Raw genomic sequence first — 21,922 nt, forward strand, 5'->3', positions numbered from 1 at the left:
ATGAACGATCGCACTTGCATCGTCACGCGCAGACAGGCCGAACCGGATGAATTGATCCGCTTCGTCGTCGGCCCGGATTCGGCCGTCGTTCCGGACATCAAGAAAAACCTGCCCGGCCGCGGTTGCTGGGTGACGGCCGACCGCCTACATATCGACAAGGCGGCAGCGAAGAACCTGTTCGCTCGCGCCTTCAAGGCGCAGGTGACTGTGCCGACCGATCTCGGCGGCATGGTTGACGGGCTGCTTTCCAGATCTGCTCTGGGCATGCTTGGTCTTGCCCGCAAGGCAGGTGCGATCGCGCTCGGCGCCACCAAGGTCGAGAGCGCGGTGCGTGGTGGGCTGGCGCTTTTCGTGTTGCATGCGACCGAAGCGTCAGATGACGGCGTCCGCAAGATCCGCCAGGCGCGACGGGCAACCGTCCACCTTGGCGGCCCCGCCATCCTCGCCTACAAACTTTTCTCCGAGGCCGAGTTGAGCTTGGCATTGGGGGGTACAAATGTGATACATGCTGCCGTTCTCGCGGGAGACGCGGGCAGGGCGGTCCAGAAGCGCATGGTTGCGCTCGACCGGTATCGGGGCGGTTCCCCGGACGATCTGGCAATGCTTGCGGCCGTTGCTGACGAAGATGATGCCGCAGAGGATATGGAATGAGCGATACGAAATCGGGCGACGACAAGACGTTGAGTGTGACGCCGAAGAAGACCTTGACGCTGAAGCGCCCCGGTACGGAACAGGGCACCGTGCGCCAAAGCTTCTCGCATGGCCGCACCAAGGCGGTCGTGGTCGAGACTAAGAAGCGCAAGTTCTCGCTGCCCGGCGACAAGCCGGAGCCGGCCGCTGCCCCTGTGTCCGTGTTCACGCCGAAGCCGCCGCTCGCGGCAGCGCCCGTTGTGCAGCAAGCGCCCAAGGCGCCGCCGCCTCCGCCGCCGGTCGAACGCGGCGGCATGGTGCTGAACGAATTGTCGCGCAATGAGATGGAGGCGCGCCGCCGGGCCCTTGAGGGTTCGAAGGTGCGCGATGTCGAGGATCGCCAGCGCGCCATCGACGAGGCCAAGCGCCGCGCTGAGGATGAAGAGCGCCGCCGTCGCGAGCGCGAGGAATCCGCGCGCCGCCAGGCCGAGGAAGAAGCCCGGCTGCAGGCCGAGGCCGAGTCCCGCCGGCGTGCCGAGGAAGAGGCGCGTCGCCGCGCGCCGCTGGCCGCCGAACTGGCGACAGTCGACGACGAGGACATCAAGCCGAAGCGGACCGGCGCCGGTGCCCCGGTGCGCCGTCCGGTCACGCCCGAAGTGGCACGCCCGGCTAAGCCGACCAAAGGCGAGGAAGATCGCCGCCGCGGCAAGCTGACGCTGAATGCCGCACTTTCCGATGAGGATGCGCGTGCGCGTTCGCTGTCGTCGATGCGTCGGCGCCAGGAGAAATTCAAGCGCGCGCTGCATAACGAACCGCGCGAGAAAGTCATGCGCGAAGTGATACTGCCCGAAACCATCACCATCCAGGAACTGGCCCAGCGCATGTCCGAGCGCGCCGTCGATGTGGTCAAGTTCTTCATGAAACAGGGCCAGATCCTGAAGCCGGGCGACGTCATCGACGCCGACACGGCCGAACTGGTCGCCACCGAATTCGGCCACACGGTTCGCCGCGTCGCCGAGTCCGACATTGAGGAAGGCCTCTTCAACATCGCCGATCGTCCCGAAGATCTCGAGCCGCGTCCGCCGGTGGTGACCATCATGGGCCATGTCGACCACGGCAAGACGTCTCTGCTCGATGCCATCCGTAATGCAAATGTCGTGTCCGGCGAGGCCGGCGGCATCACCCAACATATCGGCGCCTATCAGGTCGAGAAGAACGGTCACAAGATCACCTTCATCGACACGCCCGGCCACGCCGCCTTCACGGCGATGCGCGCCCGCGGCGCTCAGGCTACAGACATCGCCATCCTCGTGGTGGCGGCCGACGATAGCGTGATGCCGCAGACGATCGAATCGATCAGCCATGCCAAGGCGGCTGGCGTTCCGATCATCGTGGCGATCAACAAGATCGACAAGCATGACGCCGACCCGCAGAAGGTGCGCTCGGAACTGCTGCGCCACGAAGTCTTCGTCGAATCGATGGGTGGCGAGGTGCTGGACGTCGAAGTGTCGGCGACCAAGGGCACCAACCTCGACAAGCTGCTCGAAGCGATCCTGCTGCAGGCCGAAATCCTCGACCTGAAGGCCAATCCGGACCGCACCGCCGAGGGCGTCGTCATCGAAGCCCAGCTCGACAAGGGCCGCGGCCCCGTCGCCACCGTGCTGGTCCAGACCGGCACGCTGATGCCCGGCGATATCCTCGTTGCCGGCAACGAATGGGGCCGGGTGCGCGCGCTGGTCAACGACCGCGGCGGGCAAATCAAGGAAGCGCCGCCGGCGATGCCGGTGGAGGTGCTCGGTCTGCAGGGAACCCCGCAGGCCGGCGACCGCTTCGCCGTGGTCAACAATGAAGCCCGCGCCCGCGAGATCACCGAATATCGTCAGCGTCTGGCGCGCGAGAAGGCGGTGGCCAAGCATGCCGGCCAGCGTGGCTCGCTCGAACAGATGATGTCGCAACTGCAGACGAGCGGGCTGAAGGAATTCCCGCTGGTCATCAAGGGCGACGTGCAGGGCTCGATCGAGGCGATCAACGCGGCGCTGGACAAGCTCGGCACCGACGAGGTGCGTGCGCGCATCGTCCATGCGGGCGCCGGCGGCATCACCGAAAGCGATGTGTCGCTGGCGGAAACCTCGGGGGCCGCAATCATCGGCTTCAACGTCCGCGCCAATGTGCAGGCGCGCGCGGCTGCCGCGGCGGCAGGCATCGAGATCCGCTACTACTCGATCATCTACAATCTCGTCGATGACGTGAAGGCGGCGCTGTCGGGCCTGCTGTCGCCGGAGCGTCGCGAGACCTTCATCGGCAATGCGGAGATCCTCGAGATCTTCGACATCACCAAGGTCGGCAAGATCGCCGGCTGCCGTGTCACCGAAGGCAAGGTCGAGCGCGGTGCGGGCGTTCGCCTGATCCGCGACAATGTCGTCATCCACGAAGGCACGCTGAAGACCCTGAAGCGCTTCAAGGACGAAGTGGCGGAGGTCCCGGGTGGCCAGGAATGCGGCATGGCCTTCCAGAACTACGAGGACATGCGCGTCGGCGACGTCATCGAGTGCTTCCGCGTCGAGATGGTGACCAGGACGCTCTGAGTTCGAGTGTCTTGAGTTGAGCATCTACTGAGACCGGGCGGTGGTCGAAAGGCTGCCGCCCAAAGCATATGAGACATGCGGCGCGGTCCATCCCGTGCCTCACGATTTCAGGATAGGGAAAAATGCCCCGTTCAACCACGTCAGGTCCATCCCAGCGCATGCTGCGCGTCGGCGAACAAGTGCGCCACGCGCTGTCGGAAACCTTGCAGCGTGGCGAGATCCTCGATCCGTTGATCGAGAACGCAGTGGTTTCGGTCTCGGAAGTGCGCATGTCGCCCGATCTGAAGATCGCCACCGCCTTCGTCTCGCCGCTCGGCGCTGGCGATGCCGATGCGGTGGTCGAGGCGCTCAACAAGCACGCGAAATTCGTGCGCGGCCGCGTTTCCGGCGCGCTTCGGCAGATGAAGTACATGCCCGAGTTCCGCTTCCGGCTCGACACCAGCTACGACAATTTCCAGAAGATCAACGAATTGCTGCACTCGCCCGAAGTGGCGCGCGATCTCGGCCCAGACGCCCAGATTGGCGACCAGAACAAAGGCAACTACAAGGACGAAAAATAGTGGCGCGTCGGGGCAAGAAGAAGGGTCGGCCGATCTCCGGCTGGCTAGTGCTGGACAAGCCGGTCGGCATGGGTTCGACCGAGGCTGTCTCCAAGATCAAATGGTTGTTCCAGGCGGAAAAGGCCGGCCATGCCGGCACGCTCGATCCGCTCGCTTCCGGCATGCTGCCGATTGCGCTCGGCGAAGCGACCAAGACGGTGCCCTATGTCCAGGATGGCGCCAAGGTCTACCGCTTCACAGTTGCCTGGGGTGAGGAGCGTTCGACCGATGACCTCGAAGGGCCGGTGACGAAAAGCTCCGACCAGCGTCCGGCTGAAGCCGATGTGTTTTTGCTGATGCCGAAATACACCGGCGTCATCATGCAGACGCCGCCGCAGTTTTCGGCCATCAAGATCGCAGGCGAGCGCGCCTATGACCTTGCCCGCGACGGCGCGACGGTTGACATCCCGGCGCGGGAAGTCGAGATCGGCCGTCTCGACCTGATCGAGCACAATGCTGATCGCACCATTTTCGAGGTCGAATGCGGCAAGGGCACCTATGTGCGCTCGCTGGCCCGCGACATGGGCCGCGACCTCGGCTGTTTCGGTCACATCGCCGAACTGCGCCGAATCGAAGTCGAGCCGTTCATGCAGGAAGACTTCGTCACCATCGCCGAGCTGGAAACCGCGCGCTTCGGCGAGCAGGGCGATGAACGTTCGGATTCAGCGGACACGGTGCCGGTCGATTTCGACGCCATCGACGCGCTTCTGGTCGACACATCAGCCGCGCTCGACTGCCTGCCGCAGATCGCGATCAGCGACGACGCTGCAACAAAAATCCGCCTCGGCAATCCGGTCATCATCCGTGGCCGCGACGCGCCAGTGGAAGCCGAGGAAGCCTGCGCTACGGCGCGCGGCAAGCTGGTCGCCATCGGCGCCATCGAGCAAGGCATGTTCAAGCCGAAGCGGGTCTTTGCCGGGTGAGTCCCGTCGTCTAATCTCGATCGGACGCAGCATCCGAGGGGCACATGGCAAAGGCCGAGACAATCAAGAAGCGGGCGCCGGTGACTGCAAGGCGGCCGCCGGTCGGCGCATCACCCGGCACACTGATCGCCGACCCGGCGGCGCGGCGCAGCGAACTGCGACTGACACTGATGTCGCCCGACAAATTCGAGACAGTCGAAAATGCCAGCATCGACGACGTCAACGCTCATTGCCACGCATGGCCGGTCATTTGGCTCGATTGCACCGGTCTCGCCAACATCCCGCTGATTGAGGAGATCGGCCGGATTTTCAGCCTGCATCCGCTGGCGCTGGAAGACGTCGTCAACACCGGCCAGAGGCCGAAGGTGGATTTCTTTGAGGACCATGCCTTCGTCGTCGTCAGGATGATCGACGACGTCACCGCGCATGTTACGAGCAGATCGCGGTCTTCTTCGGCAGGAACTTCGTCGTCACCTTCCAGGAGCGCGAAGGCGATCCGTTCGATCCCGTGCGCAAGCGCATCGAAAGCTCGATGCCCAACCGGCTGCGCGCACGCGACGCTGACTATCTCGCCTATGCGCTGATCGACGCCATTGTCGACAGCTATTTCCCGCCGATCGAGACTGCCGGCGAATTGGTCGACAGCATCGAGGACCAGATGCTGCGCGCGGCGGACAAGCACCAGATGCGGCGGCTTCACGAGTTGCGGCGCGACGCCAATGTGCTGAAGGGGGTACTTTGGCCGATGCGCGATGCGCTGGCGACGCTGATCCGCAACGAAGTGTCCTACGTGAAGCCCGAGACCAAGATCTTCCTGAACGACACGCTCGATCACTCGCTTCGGCTCATCGAACTGGTCGAGACCCAGCGCGACATGCTGACCGGTCTGATCGAGATGCATGTGTCGCTGAGCCAGGCACGCACCAGCGATGTCATCAGCTATCTGACGATCGTCTCGGTGATCTTCATCCCGCTCACCTTTCTCGCTGGCGTGTGGGGCATGAACTTCGATCCCGAAACCTCGCCATGGAACATGCCGGAGCTGAAGGCACAATACGGCTATCCGGCGGCGCTCGTGTTCATGGCCGTTGTCGCGCTCGGGCTTGTCGCTTTCTTCAGATGGAAGAAGTGGCTTTAGCCGAAGGGAAATCTTCGTTTATGCAGCAAAAAGCCGGCTTGTGAATTGGGCTGGTGTTTTTGCCTGAATTGCACTATATGCGCCGCAGCATCGTGCAATGACACCTTGCTTGTACCGGCCCCTGCTGGACGACATCCCGGCCGAGGGCGTCCCGTTTCCTCAAACAGATAAGGAAAAACACGATGTCGATTACTGCCGAGCGCAAGAAGGAATTGATGGGTGAATTCGCAACCGCCAAGGGCGATACCGGGTCTCCGGAAGTCCAGGTGGCCATCCTTTCCGAGCGCATCAAGAACCTGACCGACCATTTCAAGGACCACAAGAAGGATAACCATTCCCGCCGTGGTCTGCTCGCTCTCGTCTCCCAGCGCCGCAGCCTGCTTGATTATCTCAAGCGCAAGGATGACGCGCGCTATCAGACGCTGATCGAGAAGCTCGGTCTGCGCCGTTGACCAATTGGCCGGCGGGTTCTTTCGAGAGCCCGCCGGTCGCGCATTGGAGCAGTCCATTGCTCTAATGAAGAAAGTAGAGCGCCGCGCATCGATTTGGACGCGCAAATAGGACGCTCTGAAACTTTGAATTTGTGCAAGGCATTTTCCGAGAGCCGCGGTTTTCGGGGCCACGCGCAAGGTCAGTCGAATCGACTGGCCAGACCCGGTTTCGAGATAGCACAGGGCCATTCGAAACCGCCCATGGACGGTCATGGGGCAGGATTGCAGGACGCTCGCCCGGCAGCCGCGCCGGATTTACCCGAGCTTCCCGTTGTCTTGCCCGTGGCTGCCCGAGAAACGAAGCCAAGGGAAAGGGGCACTCGCGCACGTGAAACGGCGCGGCCCTTTCCGCATATGAAGGACAAGACATGTTCAATCACCACAAAGTGGAAATCGAATGGGGCGGCCGTCCGCTCATCCTCGAAACCGGCAAGATTGCGCGCCAGGCTGACGGCGCGGTGCTCGCCACCTACGGCGAAACCAAGGTTCTCGCCACCGTTGTTTCCATGAAGGAGCCGAAGCCCGGCCTCGATTTCTTCCCGCTGACCGTCAACTACCAGGAAAAGACCTATGCCGCCGGCAAGATCCCGGGCGGCTATTTCAAGCGCGAAGGCCGCCCGAGCGAAAAGGAAACGCTGGTCTCCCGTCTCATAGACCGTCCGATCCGGCCGCTCTTCGCTGACGGTTACAAGAACGACACGCAGATCGTTGTCACCGTCGTCCAGCATGATCTCGAAAACGATCCGGATATCCTGTCGATCGTCGCCACCTCGGCGGCCTTGACGCTGTCCGGCGTCCCCTTCATGGGCCCGATCGGCGGCGCCCGCGTCGGCTACATCAACGGCGAATACGTGCTCAATCCGCATATCGACGAGATGCAGGAATCAAAGCTTGACCTGATCGTTGCCGGCACCTCTGACGCCGTGCTGATGGTCGAGTCCGAAGCCAAGGAGCTCGGCGAGGATCTGATGCTCGGCGCCGTCATGTTCGGCCATCGCGGCTTCCAGCCGGTGATCGACGCAATCATCAAGCTGGCCGAGGTCGCCGCCAAGGACCCGCGCGATTTCACCGCGCCAGACTATTCGGCGCTTGAAGCCGAGATGCTGGAGATCGTCGAAGGCGAGCTTCGCGACGCCTACAAGATCACCGACAAACAGAAGCGCTATGCCGCCGTGGACGCCGTGAAGGCGAAGGTCAAGGCTGCGTTCGCACCCGCAGAAGGCGAAGAAGCAAAATACACGTCCGAGCAAATCGGCACCGTGTTCAAGGAGCTCCAGGCCAAGGTTGTGCGCTGGAACATCCTCGACACCGGTTCGCGCATCGACGGCCGCGATCTGAAGACGGTCCGCAAGATCGTCTCCGAAGTCGGCGTCCTGCCGCGTACCCATGGCTCGGCGCTGTTCACCCGCGGCGAGACACAGGCGCTGGTCGTCGCCACGCTCGGCACCGGCGAAGACGAGCAGTACGTCGATTCGCTGACCGGCATGTATAAGGAGAAGTTCCTCCTTCACTACAACTTCCCTCCCTATTCGGTCGGCGAAACCGGTCGCATGGGTTCGCCCGGCCGCCGCGAAATCGGCCACGGCAAGCTGGCTTGGCGCGCGATCCGCCCGATGCTGCCGACATCAGACCAGTTCCCCTACACGCTGCGCGTCGTCTCGGAGATCACCGAGTCCAACGGTTCGTCGTCGATGGCCACCGTCTGTGGCACCTCGCTGGCGCTGATGGATGCCGGCGTGCCGCTGGCCAAGCCGGTCGCCGGCATTGCCATGGGTCTGATCAAGGAAGGCGAGCGCTTCGCGGTGCTCTCCGACATTCTCGGCGACGAGGATCATCTCGGCGACATGGACTTCAAGGTTGCCGGCACCGCCAACGGCATCACCTCGCTGCAGATGGACATCAAGATCGAAGGCATCACCGAGGAGATCATGAAGATCGCGCTGGACCAGGCCAAGGACGGCCGCCAGCATATCCTCGGCGAAATGGGCCATGCGCTCTCCGGCGCGCGTTCCGAACTCGGCGAATTCGCGCCGCGCATCGAGGTCATGCACATCCCGACCGACAAGATCCGCGACGTGATCGGCTCGGGCGGCAAGGTCATCCGCGAGATCGTCGAAAAGACCGGCGCCAAGATCAACATCGAGGACGACGGCACGGTCAAGATCGCTTCGTCCAACGCCAAAGAGATCGAGGCGGCCAAGAAGTGGATCCATACCATCGTCGCCGAGCCGGAAGTGGGCGAGATCTACGAGGGCACGGTCGTCAAGACCGCCGACTTCGGCGCTTTCGTCAACTTCTTCGGTCCGCGTGACGGCCTCGTCCACATCTCGCAGCTCGCCAATGACCGCGTCGCCAAGACTTCTGACGTCGTCAAGGAAGGCGACAAGGTCTGGGTCAAGCTGATGGGCTTCGACGAGCGCGGCAAGGTCCGCCTGTCGATGAAGGTCGTCGACCAGGCCACCGGCAAGGAAATCGCCCGCGACAAGAAGGCCGAAGGCGAAGAAGACGCCGCCTGAGCGATCTGACGGTACAATCGAAGCGGGCGCGCCGACAGGTCGCGCCCGTTTTCATTTTCACGACAAGCCCAGCTGCATTTCGAGGTCGAAGAATGTCCGCCGAGCCGCTGAAGACACTGTTCCATCCGTTCGAGGCCGAGGCTGTCTCCCTGCCGCGCAAGGGCGAGCGTGTCCTCTTTCTGGGCGCCGAACCGGGTTTCCGCCTGCCCGAAGGCTTCGATGCAGCACTGCATCTGGTGCAAGGCTTCCGCCCGCATTTTCGCGCGCTGCAGGGGGCGGGCTTCGCGGTAATGCCGCGCCTGGAAGGCGAAGGTTTCGACGCGGCATTGGTGCTTGCCGGCCGTCATCGCGGGCAAAACGAATTGCGCATCGCTGAGGCGATCGAGCGTGTGAGGCCGCGCGGATCGATTGTCGTCGCCGGCGCCAAGGACGATGGCATTGCCAGCCTGCGCAAGCGCATCGACGAACTTGTGCCGCTCGACGGCCATTTGCCGAAGCATCACGGCATCGCCTTCTGGTTCCGTCGACCGGCCAACGCCGCGGTAGCGGCAGCGCTTTGCGCCGCCAATCCAACCCTTCTGGTCGAGGGCCGTTTCCGCACCGCGCCAGGCATGTTCTCTTTCGACAAGATCGATACAGGTTCGACATTGCTGGTAGACAACCTGCCTAGCGATCTGCGTGGCAGCGTTGCCGATTTCTGCGCCGGCTGGGGCTATGTGGCGGCCGAGGTCGTCGCTCGCTCACGTGGCATATCGGCGCTCGATCTCTACGAGGCGGAGTTCGATGCGCTGGAGGCGGCGAAAGGCAATATCGGCAATACAGCGGCGGAACCAAATTTCTTCTGGATCGATCTTTTGAGCGAGCCGGTAGAGCGGCGATATGACGCCATCGTCATGAACCCGCCCTTCCATCGCAGCCGGGCAGCCGAGCCGGAGATCGGCGCCGGCATGATCCGCGCCGCGGCAAAGGCGCTGAAGCCGGGTGGGCGGCTGTTCATGGTGGCGAACCGTCAGCTTCCCTACGAGCCGGTGCTGGCGGCCGCCTTCTCCAGCCATGCCGAGATCGCCCGCGATGGCCTCTTCAAGGTTCTCGCGGCGCGCCGCTGAACGCGGAGTTCAGTGCAGATCGGCAGGCGCCGTTCGCGAATCTATGGCCGCGCTCTTCGACCAGTCTGCTTGCCGGCAAGGCCGCCGCATTTTTACGGGCCGAATTAATCTCGTACGTTGTCGGTCCGCTTCAGCTCGTCGAGCGCCGGCATCGAGACGATGTGGTAGCCGGAATCGACATAGTGGATTTCGCCGGTGACGCCCGACGACAGGTCGGAGAGGAGGTAGAGCGCGGAACCACCGACTTCGTCGATGGTCACTGTACGGCGCAGCGGCGAGTTGCGCTGCTGGTAGGAAAACATGTGGCGCGCATCGGAAATCCCGGCGCCCGCCAATGTCCGCACCGGTCCCGCCGATATGCCGTTCACCCTGATGCCGCGCGGGCCGTAGTCATTGGCGAGATAGCGGACGCTGGCTTCCAGACCGGCCTTGGCAACGCCCATGACGTTGTAGTTCGGCATGACACGGACGGAACCGGCATAGGTCAGCGTGATCATCGAGCCGCTGCCCTTCATCAGCGCGGCGGCATGACGGGCGACCTCGGTGAAGGAGTAGCAGGAGATGACCATGGTGCGGACGAAATTGTCGCGGCTGGTGTCGGCGTAAAGGCCCTTCAGCTCGTTCTTGTCGGAAAAGCCGATGGCGTGGACGACGAAGTCCAGTCCGCCCCAGGCCTCGCCTAAGGTCTCGAAGGTAGCGGCAACCGATGCGCTGTCCTCGACGTCGCAAGGGACGACCAGCGACGCGCCGAGCTTGTCGGCGAGCGGCTTGACCCGGCGTCCGAAGGCTTCGCCCTGATAGGTGAAGGCGAGTTCCGCCCCATGTTCGGACAATTTCCGGGCGATGCCCCAGGCGATCGAATGGTCGTTGGCGACACCCATGACAAGCCCGCGCTTGCCCTTCATCAATCCGTCCATGGTCGGCAATCCTTATGCGGAATAGCGCTGGAAAATCAGCGTTGCGTTGGTGCCGCCGAAACCGAACGAATTGGACAAAACGGTGTCGATCCTGGCATCGTCGATGCGTTCCCGCACGATCGGCATGCCTTCGAATTCCGGATCAAGCTGCTCGATATGGGCGCTCTCGCCGATGAAGCCGCCTTGCATCATCAGGATCGAGTAGATCGATTCCTGCACGCCGGCCGCACCCAGCGAATGGCCGGTCAGTGATTTCGTCGAGGCGATGAAAGGCATGTTTTCGCCGAACACCTCGCGGATCGCGCCCATTTCCCTGGAGTCGCCGACCGGCGTTGAGGTGCCGTGCGTGTTGATGTAGTCGACCGGCGAAGAGACAGTCGCCAGCGCCTGCCGCATGCAGCGCACCGCACCCTCGCCCGAGGGCGCCACCATATCGTAGCCGTCGGAGGTCGCGCCATAGCCGACGACCTCGGCGTAGATCTTGGCGCCGCGCGCCTTGGCGTGCTCGAGCTCTTCCAGGACCAGCACGCCGGCGCCGCCGGCAATGACGAAGCCGTCGCGATCAACGTCATAGGCGCGCGAGGCGGCCGATGCCCGGGCGTTGAACTTGGAGGACATGGCGCCCATCGCGTCGAACAGATCCGACATCGTCCAGTCGAGATCCTCATGGCCGCCGGCGAAGACCATGTCCTGCTTGCCCCACTGGATCAGTTCGTAGCCATTGCCGATGCAATGCGCCGATGTCGAGCAGGCCGAAGAGATCGAATAATTGACGCCGTGGATCTTGAACCAGGTGGCGAGTGTCGCCGAAGCGGTCGACGACATCGCCTTCGGCACGGCGAACGGGCCGATGCGCTTGGGGCTGCCGTTCTTGAGCGTGGTTTCGGCGGCCTCGACGATGGTTCGGGTCGATGGTCCGCCCGATCCCATAACAATGCCGGTGCGCTCATTGGTGATGTCGTTCTCGCCAAGTCCAGCGTCCACGATAGCCTGGTCCATGGCGACATGGTTCCAAGCCGCACCTTGCGACAGGAAGCGCATGGCGCGACGATCGATCAGCGCAGAGGGGTCGAGCGTCGGCGCCCCCCAGACCTGGCAGCGGAAGCCGTGTTCGGCGAAGGAATCGGAGAAGCTGATGCCGGATCTGGCGTCGTGGAGCGAGGCCTGCACCTCGTTGGCATTGTTGCCGATCGACGACACGATGCCGAGGCCTGTAACTACGACCCGTCTCATTCGCAACTCCTTCCAGCGCATGAGCCCGAAACCTGTCGGACAAGGATCATGCGCAAATTAAAGTTCTGCAGCTTCCTTTTGCGCACTCGCGGCGCTGTGGAGGCGCCGGTCAGGCGGCGGCCGATTGCTTGGATAGACCCACCTTGAGATCCGTTGCTGCGTATATGGGTTCGCCATCCGCCTTCAGCCAGCCATCGGCGATACCAAGCACCAACCGCCCGCGCATCACGCGCTTGAAGTCCACGCCATATTCCACCTTCTTGACCGACGGCGTCACCATCCCTTTGAATTTCACCTCGCCGGTCGAGAGCGCCATCCCCTTGCCCGGCTCACCGAGCCAGCCGAGGTAGAATCCCGTCAATTGCCACATGGCGTCGAGGCCCAGGCATCCCGGCATGATGGGATTGCCGATGAAATGGCAGGCGAAAAACCACAGGTCCGGCTTGATGTCGAATTCCGCGCGAATGAAGCCCTTGTCGAAGGCACCGCCCGTCTCGCTGATTTCGGTGATGCGGTCGAACATCAGCATCGGCGGATAGGGGAGCTGGGCGTTTCCAGGTCCGAACAGCTCGCCGCGGGCGCAGGCAAGCAGTTCTTCGTAATCATAGCTGGATTTCGAAACCGCCATCAATCTCGTCCCCGTAATCGTCCGGGCGGTAGCGCGCCCTTGTCGTTGGTTTCCTAACACAATCTATTTCAGGCCGGAAACCGGCGTTTGCGCTTAACCTGCCCGTCTGCCTGGGTCAATGCGCGCTATTGATCGTATTCGGTCGACAGAATATATGTCGGGGGTGTCCAGTTTCGGTCGATGTTCGGTTTTTGCCATTCTGGGCATGTCTTGAGGCGAAACTGTGAGCTTGGACGGGTAGATGGATCTGGGCTGCCGAAAGGAAAATGTCGCTGTGGACAAGCGGGTTCGCGAAGCTGGCCTGAGGCCGACGCGTCAGCGCATTGCGCTGGCCGATCTGCTTTTCGCCAAGGGCGACCGCCATCTGTCGGCTGAGGAACTGCACGAGGAGGCGATCGCCGCCGGCGTGCCGGTGTCGCTCGCCACCGTTTACAACGCCCTTCATCAATTCACCCAGGCGGGCCTTCTGCGCATCCTGGCCGTCGAGGGGTCGAAGACCTACTTCGACACCAACACCTCCGATCATCACCATTTCTACATTGAAGGTGAAAACAGGATCTTCGATATCGCCAGCGGTCCTGTCACGGTTTCCAACCTGCCGGAGCCGCCGGAAGGCATGGAGATCGCCAATGTCGACATCGTGGTGAGACTGCGCCCCAAACGCCGCGACTGATTGGCGCTTCGTGAGGCCGTGAGATACCGTCTCGGCCGGGATCCTCGAACCGCCAAGAAGAGGTTAGTTCTTGACCCGTTCGCCCGGATAGGCGCCCCAGACAAGCGACTGGGCGAGCCAGCCGGTGTGGCCGTTGAAGGTCATCTCGCACCACTGGCCGTCACAGGACTTGATCGTGCCCATGGCGCCCGGCTCGATGATCGCGACGATGCTGGCATCCTTTTCCGGGTCGTCGAGAAGGTTGACTCGGGCATCTTTGCCCCGCTGCCAGGGTGCTACGATCGCCGTGCGGCGGCCTGAAAGCAGCGACTGGTTGATCCAGCCTTCCGAGCCGTCGGCATCGCGCACACGACGCCAGGTGTCGAATTCCTGGATGATCTCCATTGGCAGGCCGGGCTTCATATACATCCAGTCGACGGAATAGTTGACGCCTGGTCCGACGCGGGAGTTGACGCGGCCCGCTTTCAGGCTGACGAAACGCGGCAGCGGCAGGCCGCTCGGCCCGAGCGTTGCGCTCTGGGCGGGTGCTGCTGCGTTCTGTGCCGCCACATGAGGGGAATAAAGGAGAGCGCCGAGAAATGCTGCGCTGAGGGCCAGGCGGAGCGACGCGAAACCAGACACTTTCATTCCTTTCGGCGCCGGCTCATCGGCCTTGGCGCCCCTTTTTCTTTGTCTTCGGCGGAACCTCTTGTTACATGGAGAACTGGCACCGCGACCGGCCTGCAGTTTCGCCTGTCTTGGTTAAAGAGGTCTCAACGAGGTCGGGTTTCGAGGAAACAATGGTAGGCAGAAAAAGGCCCCTCGTCGTCATCACGCGCAAGCTGCCCGACCCGGTCGAGACCCGTATGCGTGAGCTGTTCGACGCCCGGCTGAATGTCGAAGACAGGCCGATGACGCAGCCGGAACTGGTCGCGGCGGTCAAGGAAGCCGACGTGCTGGTGCCGACCATAACCGATCATATCGACGCAGCGCTGATCGCTCAGGCTGGCGACAACCTCAAGCTGATCGCCAATTTCGGCAACGGCGTCGACAAGATCGATGTGGCGGCAGCAGCGAAGAAGGGCATTTCCGTCACCAACACGCCGAACGTGTTGACCGAGGATACGGCCGACATGACCATGGCGCTAATGCTGGCGGTGCCGCGGCGGCTGGCGGAAGGCGCCAATGTGCTGACCGGCGACAAGAAATGGGCCGGCTGGTCGCCGACCTGGATGCTCGGCCGACGTATCTGGGGCAAACGCCTCGGCATTGTAGGCATGGGCCGCATCGGCACCGCCGTCGCCCGGCGGGCCAAGGCCTTTGGCCTGTCGATCCACTATCACAACCGCCATCGCGTGCTGCCGGCGGTCGAGGATGAGCTAGAGGCGACCTACTGGGAAAGCCTCGACCAGATGCTTGCCCGCATGGACATCATATCGGTCAATTGTCCGTCGACGCCGGCGACCTTCCATCTGCTTTCGGCGCGGCGGCTGGCGCTTCTGCAACCGTCCGCTTACATCGTCAACACAGCGCGCGGCGACATCATCGACGAGGACTCTCTGGTCAAGCTGATCCAAGACGGCAAGATCGCCGGCGCCGGCCTCGATGTCTACGAGCATGAGCCGGCGCTGAACAGCAAATTGCTGAAGCTCGCGGCCAAGGGCAAGGTCGTGCTGTTGCCGCATATGGGGTCGGCGACGCTCGAAGGCCGCATCGACATGGGCGAGAAGGTGATCATCAACATCCGCGCCTTCTTCGATGGCCACCGGCCGCCGGATCGCGTACTGCCGCTACGGACGTGACGTGGTTGCCACCTTAAGTCAGCGAGGGCTTACGAAAGCACCTTGCGCATGGTGATCGAGGTCGGTTGGTCATAGCCCTTGTGCGCTGTCCGTTCCGTTTCGCTAAAGCCGAGGCGGGCAAAGGCTGCGTGATTTCCGGTCAGTTCGATCCGCGTCTGAAGGTCGATCGCAGGCTTGCCGCGACTGCGGGCGAGATTCTCGACAGCCTGCATCAGCTGCCTGCCCAGGCCCTGTCCCTGAAAGTCTGGTTCGACCGCGAGCTTTCCGACATAGAAATCGTTGGCCCGTTCCAGAACAAAAACGCAGCCGACGATCCTGCCGTCCTTCAGCGCCGCAAAGCCCGTTTCTTGCCGCGCCTTGTCCCGGAGACTTTCGACCGTGAGCCGATGCGCCGAGGATGGCGGATCGATGACGCCGTCCATCGAGGCGAAGGCGCGCATGATCAGCGCCAGCACCTCGTCCCAACGGTCGAAATCGGCCGGAAGCTGCGCGACGGAAACCACGCTGCCCAAGATCTAGCTTCTCTTGTAGCGGATCGTGTCGAAGCGCGCCGCCAGCGCATCGAAAAGCAGCAGCCGGCCGACCAGCGGCTCGCCGATGCCGGCGATCAGCTTGATCGCCTCCATCGCCTGCAGCGTGCCGACGACGCCGGTCAGCACGCCGAGCACGCCGGCCACGGCGCAGGACGGCACCAGGCCGGACGGCGGCGGTTCCGGAAAAAGATCGCGATAGCTTGGATTTGGCTTGCCGTCCGTGCCGGTCTCGAACGGTTTCAGCACGGTCACCGAGCCGTCGAAGCGGCCGACCGCGGCATGGACCAGCGGCCGCTTTCCCGCGGCGCAGGCGTCGGCCACCGCATAACGTGTTTCGAAATTGTCGGAGCCGTCGACGACGATGTCATAGCGGGCAACGAGGTCAGGGGCGTTGTCCGCCGTCAGCCTGAGATTGTGCAGTTCCACGGCGACGTTGGGATTGATGCGGGCGATCGCCGTTTTGGCACTGTCGGTTTTCGCCATGCCGACAGCATCGGTGCCGTGGATCACCTGTCTTTGCAGGTTCGACAGTGAGACGCTGTCGTCGTCGACGATGCCGAGTGTGCCGACGCCGGCTGCGGCCAGATATTCGAGCACCGGCGCTCCGAGCCCGCCGGCGCCGATGACCAGGACCCGCGCCCGCTTCAGTCGCTGCTGGCCTGCGCCGCCGATTTCGGGCAGCACGATGTGGCGGGCGTAGCGTTCGAGTTCTTCGTCGGTTAGCGTGGTGGTGATCATCGCCGGACCATATAGCGGAAGAAAAACCTTGTCAGGCGTCAATTCACGTCACCCACAAAGCCTGCCCTCGGGCTTGGCCAGAGGGTGCGCAGCAGTCTTGGGATAACGATATCCAAGAAGTCAAATGGTTGGGCTAACCATGCCATGATCGACGGTCAGGAACTGCGCGCGTCCCTTAAGACTGGAAAACAGCGCCGCATCGGTTCCGGTCATGAAAGCCTGGCAGTTCAGCTCTTCGAGGATCGAGAACAGCGCGGCACGCCGGCCGCCGTCGAGATGGGCGGCGATCTCGTCGAGCAGCAGGATCGGCGTCATGCCCGACATCTCGCCGGTCAGCCGAGCATGCGACAGGACCATGCCGACGAGCAGCGCCTTCTGCTCGCCGGTCGAACACAGTTCGGCTGGCATCGCCTTGGGCCGGTGCCGCACTACGAGATCCGAACGGTGCGGGCCGTCGAGCGTGCGCCCGGCGGCGCGGTCGCGATCGCGGCCTTCGGCAAGCGCTTGGCGGAACCGCTCCTCGACATCGACAGCCGCGGTGGTGCCGACTTCGCTTTCCAACGTGCCCGACAGGCCGATGTCGGCTTGCGGAAACGGGCCGGCGCTTGGCAGCCTGTCGATCATGGCGGCGAGCAGGCGCACCAGCTCGGCACGCGCCGCAGCAATCGCGACACCGGTTTCGGCCATTTGCGTCTCGATCGCATCGAACCAGGCTCCGTCACGCGAGCCTTCGGCGAACAGCCGATTGCGGCCGCGCATCGCTTTTTCGTAGTCCAGCGCGCGCTGGCCGTGGCCCGGATCGATCGCCAGCACCTGCCGGTCGAGAAAGCGCCGGCGGTCTGCGGCCGGCCCGGTGAACAATGCATCCATCGCCGGTGTCAGCCAGACGACGCGCAGCCATTCCAGCATGTCCTCCGCCGAGCGCGCTGCCGCGCCATTGATCCGCACCCGCCGGCCGCCCTCGCCGGCGGCATCGCCGCCTGCAATGCCGGTGCCGATCTCGATCGGTCCGTCCGGCCCATCGAGCCGGATATGGATGGCAAAGCCGCCGTCCCCGCCTTCACGCGCCACGTCGGCATAAGGTGCACGGCGTAGGCCGCGACCCGGCGTCAGCAGGGAAATCGCTTCCAGCAGGTTGGTTTTGCCGGCGCCATTGTCACCGGAAAAAACCACGGCGCCGGGGTCGAGGTCGATCGACAGTGTTGCGTAATTGCGGAAGTTCGTAAGTGACAGCTTACTTATATGAGTCTGCTGGTCGCGCTCAGACTGCTTCGCAACTCCGGTCATGACAACAAGATGGCCTCGTTCGGGCCTATACCCGCATCGGCATCAGCACGTAGAGCGTGGTTTCGTCGGCCATGTCGTGGATCAGCGTCGGCGAACCGGCGTCCGCCAGCATGAATTTTGCCTCAGTGCCGGTCAACTGGGCGGCGACGTCGAGCAGATATTTGGCGTTAAAGCCGATTTCGATCGCGTCGGACGAATAGTCCGCGGCCAGTTCTTCTGTGGCGCTACCCGAATCCGGATTGTTGACCGCAAGCGTGACCTGGCCTTCTCCAATCGAAAGCTTCACTGCCCGGCCGCGTTCCGACGAAATGGTCGAGACGCGGTCGACGGCGGCGGCGAAACTCTGGCGGTCGATGATCAGCTTCTTGTCGTTGCCGGTCGGGATGACCCGCTGATAATCCGGGAAGGTGCCGTCGATTAGCTTCGAGGTCAAAACGACACTGCCGATGGTGAAACGGATCTTGGTGTCGGACAATTCGGTGGTCACGGCGACGTCCGGGTCATCGACAAGCTTTTGCAGCTCGCTGACCGTCTTGCGCGGAATGATGATGCCCGGCATGCCTTCGGATCCTGCCGGCGCGTCGATCTCGGCGCGCGCCAGCCGATGGCCGTCGGTCGCTACCGAGCGCAGCTTCAGCTTGCCGTCGGCTTCATGCGTGTGCAGGTAGATGCCGTTCAGGTAGTAGCGCGTCTCTTCGGTGGAGATGGCAAATTGGGTCTTCTCGATCAGGCCCTTGAGCGCGACCGAATCGAGCCGGAAGATATGCGAGAACGATCCGGCCGAAAGCGCCGGGAAATCGGATTGCGGCAGACATTGGAGACGGAAGCTCGAGCGGCCCGACGTCACCGTCATGGCGTTGCCGTCCTCGTCGGTCTTCAGCATGACCTCCGCGCCGTCCGGGAGCTTGCGCACGATGTCGTAGAGCAGATGCGCCGGAACCGTCGTCGCCCCGCCGCGCTCCACCTTGGCGGGCGTGGCTTCCGTCACCTCCAGATCGAGGTCGGTCGCCTTCATTTCGAGGGTGGCGCCTTCGGCGCTCAGCAGCACGTTGGACAGGATCGGTATGGTATTGCGCCGCTCGACCACGCGATGAACGTGGTTGAGCGACTTCAGGAGATTTGACCGTTCCAGGATAACACGCATGACGAAACAGGCTCGCTTGAACGAATGAGCGGGTCTCCGGCAAGCGGCAACCCGCGAAAGGTCTGAACAGGCTCAGAAACTGACAGGAAAAAAACCGTAAACGCAAGCCCGCGCTACCGGTTCGGACCGGTTACTCGGGCTTTCTGGGGATAAAACTGGCGAAGTCCGCTAGCCGGCGTTTTTCGGGCCGGTTAGGCCTGATCGTTGATCAGTCTTCTCAGCAATTCGAGCTCCTGCGCCAGCGTGTTGTCGACGCCTGAAAGATCCTCGATCTTGCGCACGGCATGCAGCACCGTCGTGTGGTCGCGGCCACCGAAACGCCGTCCGATCTCCGGCAAGGAGCGCGGTGTCATCACCTTGGACAGGTACATGGCGACCTGCCGCGGCTTGACGATCGTACGCGTGCGCCGGTTGGACAGAAGTTCTGTCTTCGACACATTGTAGTGGCGCGCGACGATGCGCTGGATGTCCTCGATTCGCACCCGCTTCGGCTCGCCCGAACGATAGATGTGGCCGAGGATCTCGTCGATGCGGTCGATGGTGATCTGCGGTTCGAACGACTGGCGAAACAGAAGCTGGTTGAACGCACCTTCGAGTTCGCGCCCGCTGCCGGTCACCGTGCGAGCGACATGGTTGAGGATCTCGTCCGAGATGTCGAGTGACGCATCATCGGCCTTGGCGGTGGCAAGGCGCAGCTTGAGCATGCCGATCCGCATGGCGAAATCCGGCGCCGACATTTCGAGCGCGACACCGCCGTTGAGGCGGGAGCGGACGCGAGGCTCCAGCGATTCCAGTTCCGACGGCGGCCGGTCGGCCGCGACCACCACCTGCTTGGCGCTGTCGAGCAGCATGTTGATCAGATGGCAGAATTCATGCTGGATCGACTTGCCTTGCAGGAACTGCATGTCGTCGATGATGAGAAGATCGATGTCGCGCAGCTGTTCCTTCAGCGTCAGCGCGTTGTTGTCGCGGATCGCGGTGGCAAACCGCCACATGAAATATTCGGCGGTGAGATAGACGACACGCGACTTCGGATTCTGCTTCAGCGATTCCGCCGCGATCGCCTGCAGCAGGTGAGTCTTGCCCAGCCCCACCGTCGCGTGAAGAAACAGCGGATTGAAGCGCACCGCGCTCGACTGCGATTCCGCCACCGCTTTGGCGGCGGCGAAGGCCACCCGGTTTGACGGTCCCTCGATGAAGGAGCCGAACGTGTAGCGCGGGTCTAGCGGCGAACCGAGCACATTGTGCCGGAACTCGGTCTCTGCAGGCGTTCCCGGGCGAGGTGCCGGTACCCGCTCCAGCCTGCCAGGGCTTGCTGTCCCCGCGGCCAGCGCCGTTTGCGCTTGCCTGGTCATCTTGCGCGCCGGGGCCACTTCGGGCTCGACGCCGTTGCGCCCCGGGCGGGTAGCGGTGCGCACGACGATCTCGATCTTGAGGATTTCAGGATCCTCGTGTTTCCACAGCTCGGCGATGAGGTCGAGATAGTGGCCGTTGATCCACGAGCGCAGGAAGGCGGTGGGAACCGAGATGCGGACAATACCCCGGGACGCCTCGGCGACCTTCATGCGTCCGAACCAGCTCGAATAGACTTCGGTTCCAAGACGCGCCTTCAACTGGGCCTTCACCCGGTCGAACTTTTGTTCCGCGTCGATGGAAGCCGACATATCGTCCCCTTCGGTTAAGGTTCCAGGGAATGGGAGGTCGCCCGTAAGCTCCCTTTCGATGCCGCTCTGCATGATCGAGTTCCTTGTCCTTTTGTACCTTTTCCGCCGGGAATGCGCCTCCTGCATCCATGTTTCCGGCGACCGTGTCCTCGCTGCGACACCATCGCCGCCGCCGGCAGATGATGTCGCCTCATTGTCAGGGAACCGGCGCCGCCCCATCAGAGCCAGCCCGCTTTGGTCATGTCAGGGCATACAACTCCCTCCGGCGAAAACGCCGGCGCGTTATTGATCTGCCATGTACAATTACGCCAATCCCCTACCGTATCGAAAAGACAAACCAAGCCCGTACGCGGAAATGATCCACGTCACGAATTCTGCCATTTTTTGCTGGCCGATTCAGGCTGGGTTAAGGGCCCAACGGCCCGTCCCTCTCGATAGACCGACATTAACGAAATCGCCGTGGATAGGGCAAGGCCACGCCTAACGGATTTTTAAGGAATGTGGTTAGCGCAGACGGGTTCGGAGCCTGCGTTGCACTGGCATGTTTTGACAAAGCCATTGTGATTCAAACCCTTTTCCGGCGAATATGAAAAAGGCCGCATCGCGCGAAATTTTCTGAAATAATTTTCTTGACAGGCAAATGTTCCCCATCCCCCGCGCCCGATGTGAACAAGCTGTGGATGACCGTCAATAACTTATTGAAAAATACAGCTGATTTTTGACAGCCGATATCTTCGCCGTGAACGCTTTCAGCGGCTGCGCCTATCAGCAGACATGTATATGCCGGCAAAGCATTTCGAACATTGAAATCGTGCGGAGTGTCCGTTTGCGAGATTTCTTTTTAAGTACTTGCCGGCAAACGAAAAAACCCGGCACGAGCGGCCGGGCTTGAAGAGGACAAGATCAGTAAAGGTATATTAGGCCGACAGCACCTTGAGTCGCTGCGCCAGGCGCGAGACCTTGCGGGACGCCGTATTTTTGTGCACCACGCCCTTGGTCGCGGCGCGCATCAATTCCGGTTCCGCCACCTTGAAAGCAGCCTGCGCGGCAGCTTTATCGCCCGAGGCGAGCGCCTCTTCGACCTGGCGGATGTAGGTCCGCACGCGCGAGCGGCGGTTCTTGTTGATCGCCGTGCGACGAGCGATCTTGCGCGTTGCCTTTTTGGCCGAGGAGGTATTGGCCATGATGCCTCTCTTCTGATCTGGTGGGCGCATGCGGGATGCCGCAGGGCGCAAAAACAAACGGGCAGCCACAGGGCCGCCTCGGTTGGTGCGGCTTATAGTTCAGCTTTTCCGGCGCGTCAACGCTGCTTCGCCTTCTTTTTGGCCGCTGCTGT

Annotated in this window: 19 protein-coding genes and 1 pseudogene; 10 read left to right on the forward strand and 10 right to left on the reverse strand. The window is 62.6% G+C overall.

What is annotated here, in order from left to right:
- The 8 genes and pseudogenes from ACWTU8_RS21390 (at position 1) to ACWTU8_RS21425 (ending at position 9,988) form a co-directional block, all read left to right on the forward strand.
- Positions 1-651 carry an RNA-binding protein gene (locus tag ACWTU8_RS21390; RefSeq protein ID WP_029356953.1) on the forward strand — a complete coding sequence of 217 codons (651 nt, stop codon included), beginning with the start codon at positions 1-3 and terminating at the stop codon, positions 649-651.
- On the forward strand, positions 648-3,215 hold the full coding sequence (gene infB / locus ACWTU8_RS21395; protein WP_455849742.1) for a translation initiation factor IF-2: 2,568 nt from the start codon (positions 648-650) through the stop codon (positions 3,213-3,215). The genes ACWTU8_RS21390 and infB overlap by 4 nt, the downstream gene beginning before the upstream one ends.
- Before the next feature lie 122 nt (positions 3,216-3,337).
- On the forward strand, positions 3,338-3,775 hold the full coding sequence (gene rbfA, locus ACWTU8_RS21400) for a 30S ribosome-binding factor RbfA (RefSeq protein ID WP_029356951.1): 438 nt from the start codon (positions 3,338-3,340) through the stop codon (positions 3,773-3,775).
- Positions 3,775-4,737 carry a tRNA pseudouridine(55) synthase TruB gene (gene truB, locus ACWTU8_RS21405; protein WP_455849743.1) on the forward strand — a complete coding sequence of 321 codons (963 nt, stop codon included), beginning with the start codon at positions 3,775-3,777 and terminating at the stop codon, positions 4,735-4,737. Before rbfA ends, truB begins: the two co-directional genes overlap by 1 nt.
- 170 nt (positions 4,738-4,907) lie before the next feature.
- Positions 4,908-5,875 (forward strand): annotated as a pseudogene (gene corA, locus ACWTU8_RS21410) (magnesium/cobalt transporter CorA).
- A gap of 167 nt (positions 5,876-6,042) precedes the next feature.
- Positions 6,043-6,327: a 30S ribosomal protein S15 gene (gene rpsO / locus ACWTU8_RS21415; protein ID WP_407660271.1), complete on the forward strand. Its 285-nt coding sequence runs from the start codon at positions 6,043-6,045 to the stop codon at positions 6,325-6,327.
- 407 nt (positions 6,328-6,734) lie between these two features.
- Complete coding sequence (gene pnp, locus ACWTU8_RS21420) at positions 6,735-8,882, forward strand: polyribonucleotide nucleotidyltransferase (RefSeq protein WP_455849744.1); 2,148 nt, start codon at positions 6,735-6,737, stop codon at positions 8,880-8,882.
- Positions 8,883-8,974: 92 nt separating this feature from the next.
- Complete coding sequence (locus tag ACWTU8_RS21425) at positions 8,975-9,988, forward strand: class I SAM-dependent methyltransferase (RefSeq protein WP_455849745.1); 1,014 nt, start codon at positions 8,975-8,977, stop codon at positions 9,986-9,988.
- 104 nt (positions 9,989-10,092) lie between these two features.
- On the opposite strand, the gene fabI is transcribed toward ACWTU8_RS21425, so the two are convergent.
- The 3 genes from fabI to fabA all read right to left on the reverse strand — a co-directional run bounded on the left by fabI (position 10,093) and on the right by fabA (position 12,766).
- Positions 10,093-10,905 carry an enoyl-ACP reductase FabI gene (fabI, locus tag ACWTU8_RS21430; protein ID WP_455849746.1) on the reverse strand — a complete coding sequence of 271 codons (813 nt, stop codon included), beginning with the start codon at positions 10,903-10,905 and terminating at the stop codon, positions 10,093-10,095.
- A 12-nt stretch (positions 10,906-10,917) separates the two neighbouring features.
- On the reverse strand, positions 10,918-12,138 hold the full coding sequence (gene fabB, locus ACWTU8_RS21435) for a beta-ketoacyl-ACP synthase I (RefSeq protein WP_455849747.1): 1,221 nt from the start codon (positions 12,136-12,138) through the stop codon (positions 10,918-10,920).
- 109 nt (positions 12,139-12,247) lie between these two features.
- On the reverse strand, positions 12,248-12,766 hold the full coding sequence (fabA, locus tag ACWTU8_RS21440) for a 3-hydroxyacyl-[acyl-carrier-protein] dehydratase FabA (RefSeq protein ID WP_023802127.1): 519 nt from the start codon (positions 12,764-12,766) through the stop codon (positions 12,248-12,250).
- A gap of 241 nt (positions 12,767-13,007) precedes the next feature.
- Between fabA and irrA the strand changes: the two genes are divergently transcribed.
- A complete protein-coding gene (gene irrA, locus ACWTU8_RS21445; protein WP_029356934.1) occupies positions 13,008-13,439 on the forward strand; it encodes an iron response transcriptional regulator IrrA in 432 nt (143 codons plus the stop codon).
- Between the two features lie 63 nt (positions 13,440-13,502).
- On the opposite strand, the gene ACWTU8_RS21450 is transcribed toward irrA, so the two are convergent.
- Positions 13,503-14,060, reverse strand: a complete 558-nt coding sequence (locus ACWTU8_RS21450; RefSeq protein ID WP_029356932.1) for an SH3 domain-containing protein — start codon at positions 14,058-14,060, stop codon at positions 13,503-13,505.
- Positions 14,061-14,218: 158 nt separating this feature from the next.
- Between ACWTU8_RS21450 and ACWTU8_RS21455 the strand changes: the two genes are divergently transcribed.
- Entirely contained in the window at positions 14,219-15,220 is a 1,002-nt protein-coding gene (locus ACWTU8_RS21455) for a 2-hydroxyacid dehydrogenase (protein WP_029356930.1), read from the forward strand.
- A gap of 29 nt (positions 15,221-15,249) precedes the next feature.
- Here the strand turns inward: ACWTU8_RS21455 and ACWTU8_RS21460 are convergent, their stop codons facing one another.
- The 6 genes from ACWTU8_RS21460 to rpsT all read right to left on the reverse strand — a co-directional run bounded on the left by ACWTU8_RS21460 (position 15,250) and on the right by rpsT (position 21,770).
- The gene (locus tag ACWTU8_RS21460) at positions 15,250-15,732 is read right to left on the reverse strand and encodes a GNAT family N-acetyltransferase (RefSeq protein ID WP_455849748.1); all 483 of its coding nucleotides are present in this window, start codon (positions 15,730-15,732) and stop codon (positions 15,250-15,252) included.
- Positions 15,733-15,735: 3 nt separating this feature from the next.
- Entirely contained in the window at positions 15,736-16,491 is a 756-nt protein-coding gene (locus tag ACWTU8_RS21465; protein WP_455850019.1) for a molybdopterin-synthase adenylyltransferase MoeB, read from the reverse strand.
- 120 nt (positions 16,492-16,611) lie between these two features.
- Complete coding sequence (gene recF / locus ACWTU8_RS21470) at positions 16,612-17,778, reverse strand: DNA replication/repair protein RecF (protein WP_455849749.1); 1,167 nt, start codon at positions 17,776-17,778, stop codon at positions 16,612-16,614.
- 25 nt (positions 17,779-17,803) lie between these two features.
- Entirely contained in the window at positions 17,804-18,922 is a 1,119-nt protein-coding gene (gene dnaN / locus ACWTU8_RS21475) for a DNA polymerase III subunit beta (protein ID WP_455849750.1), read from the reverse strand.
- 191 nt (positions 18,923-19,113) lie between these two features.
- The gene (gene dnaA / locus ACWTU8_RS21480) at positions 19,114-20,586 is read right to left on the reverse strand and encodes a chromosomal replication initiator protein DnaA (protein ID WP_245316063.1); all 1,473 of its coding nucleotides are present in this window, start codon (positions 20,584-20,586) and stop codon (positions 19,114-19,116) included.
- Between the two features lie 917 nt (positions 20,587-21,503).
- Entirely contained in the window at positions 21,504-21,770 is a 267-nt protein-coding gene (gene rpsT, locus ACWTU8_RS21485) for a 30S ribosomal protein S20 (RefSeq protein ID WP_029356919.1), read from the reverse strand.
- Between the last annotated feature and the right edge of the window lie 152 nt (positions 21,771-21,922).

The sequence above is a fragment of the Mesorhizobium sp. BHbdii genome (genome assembly GCF_053848045.1).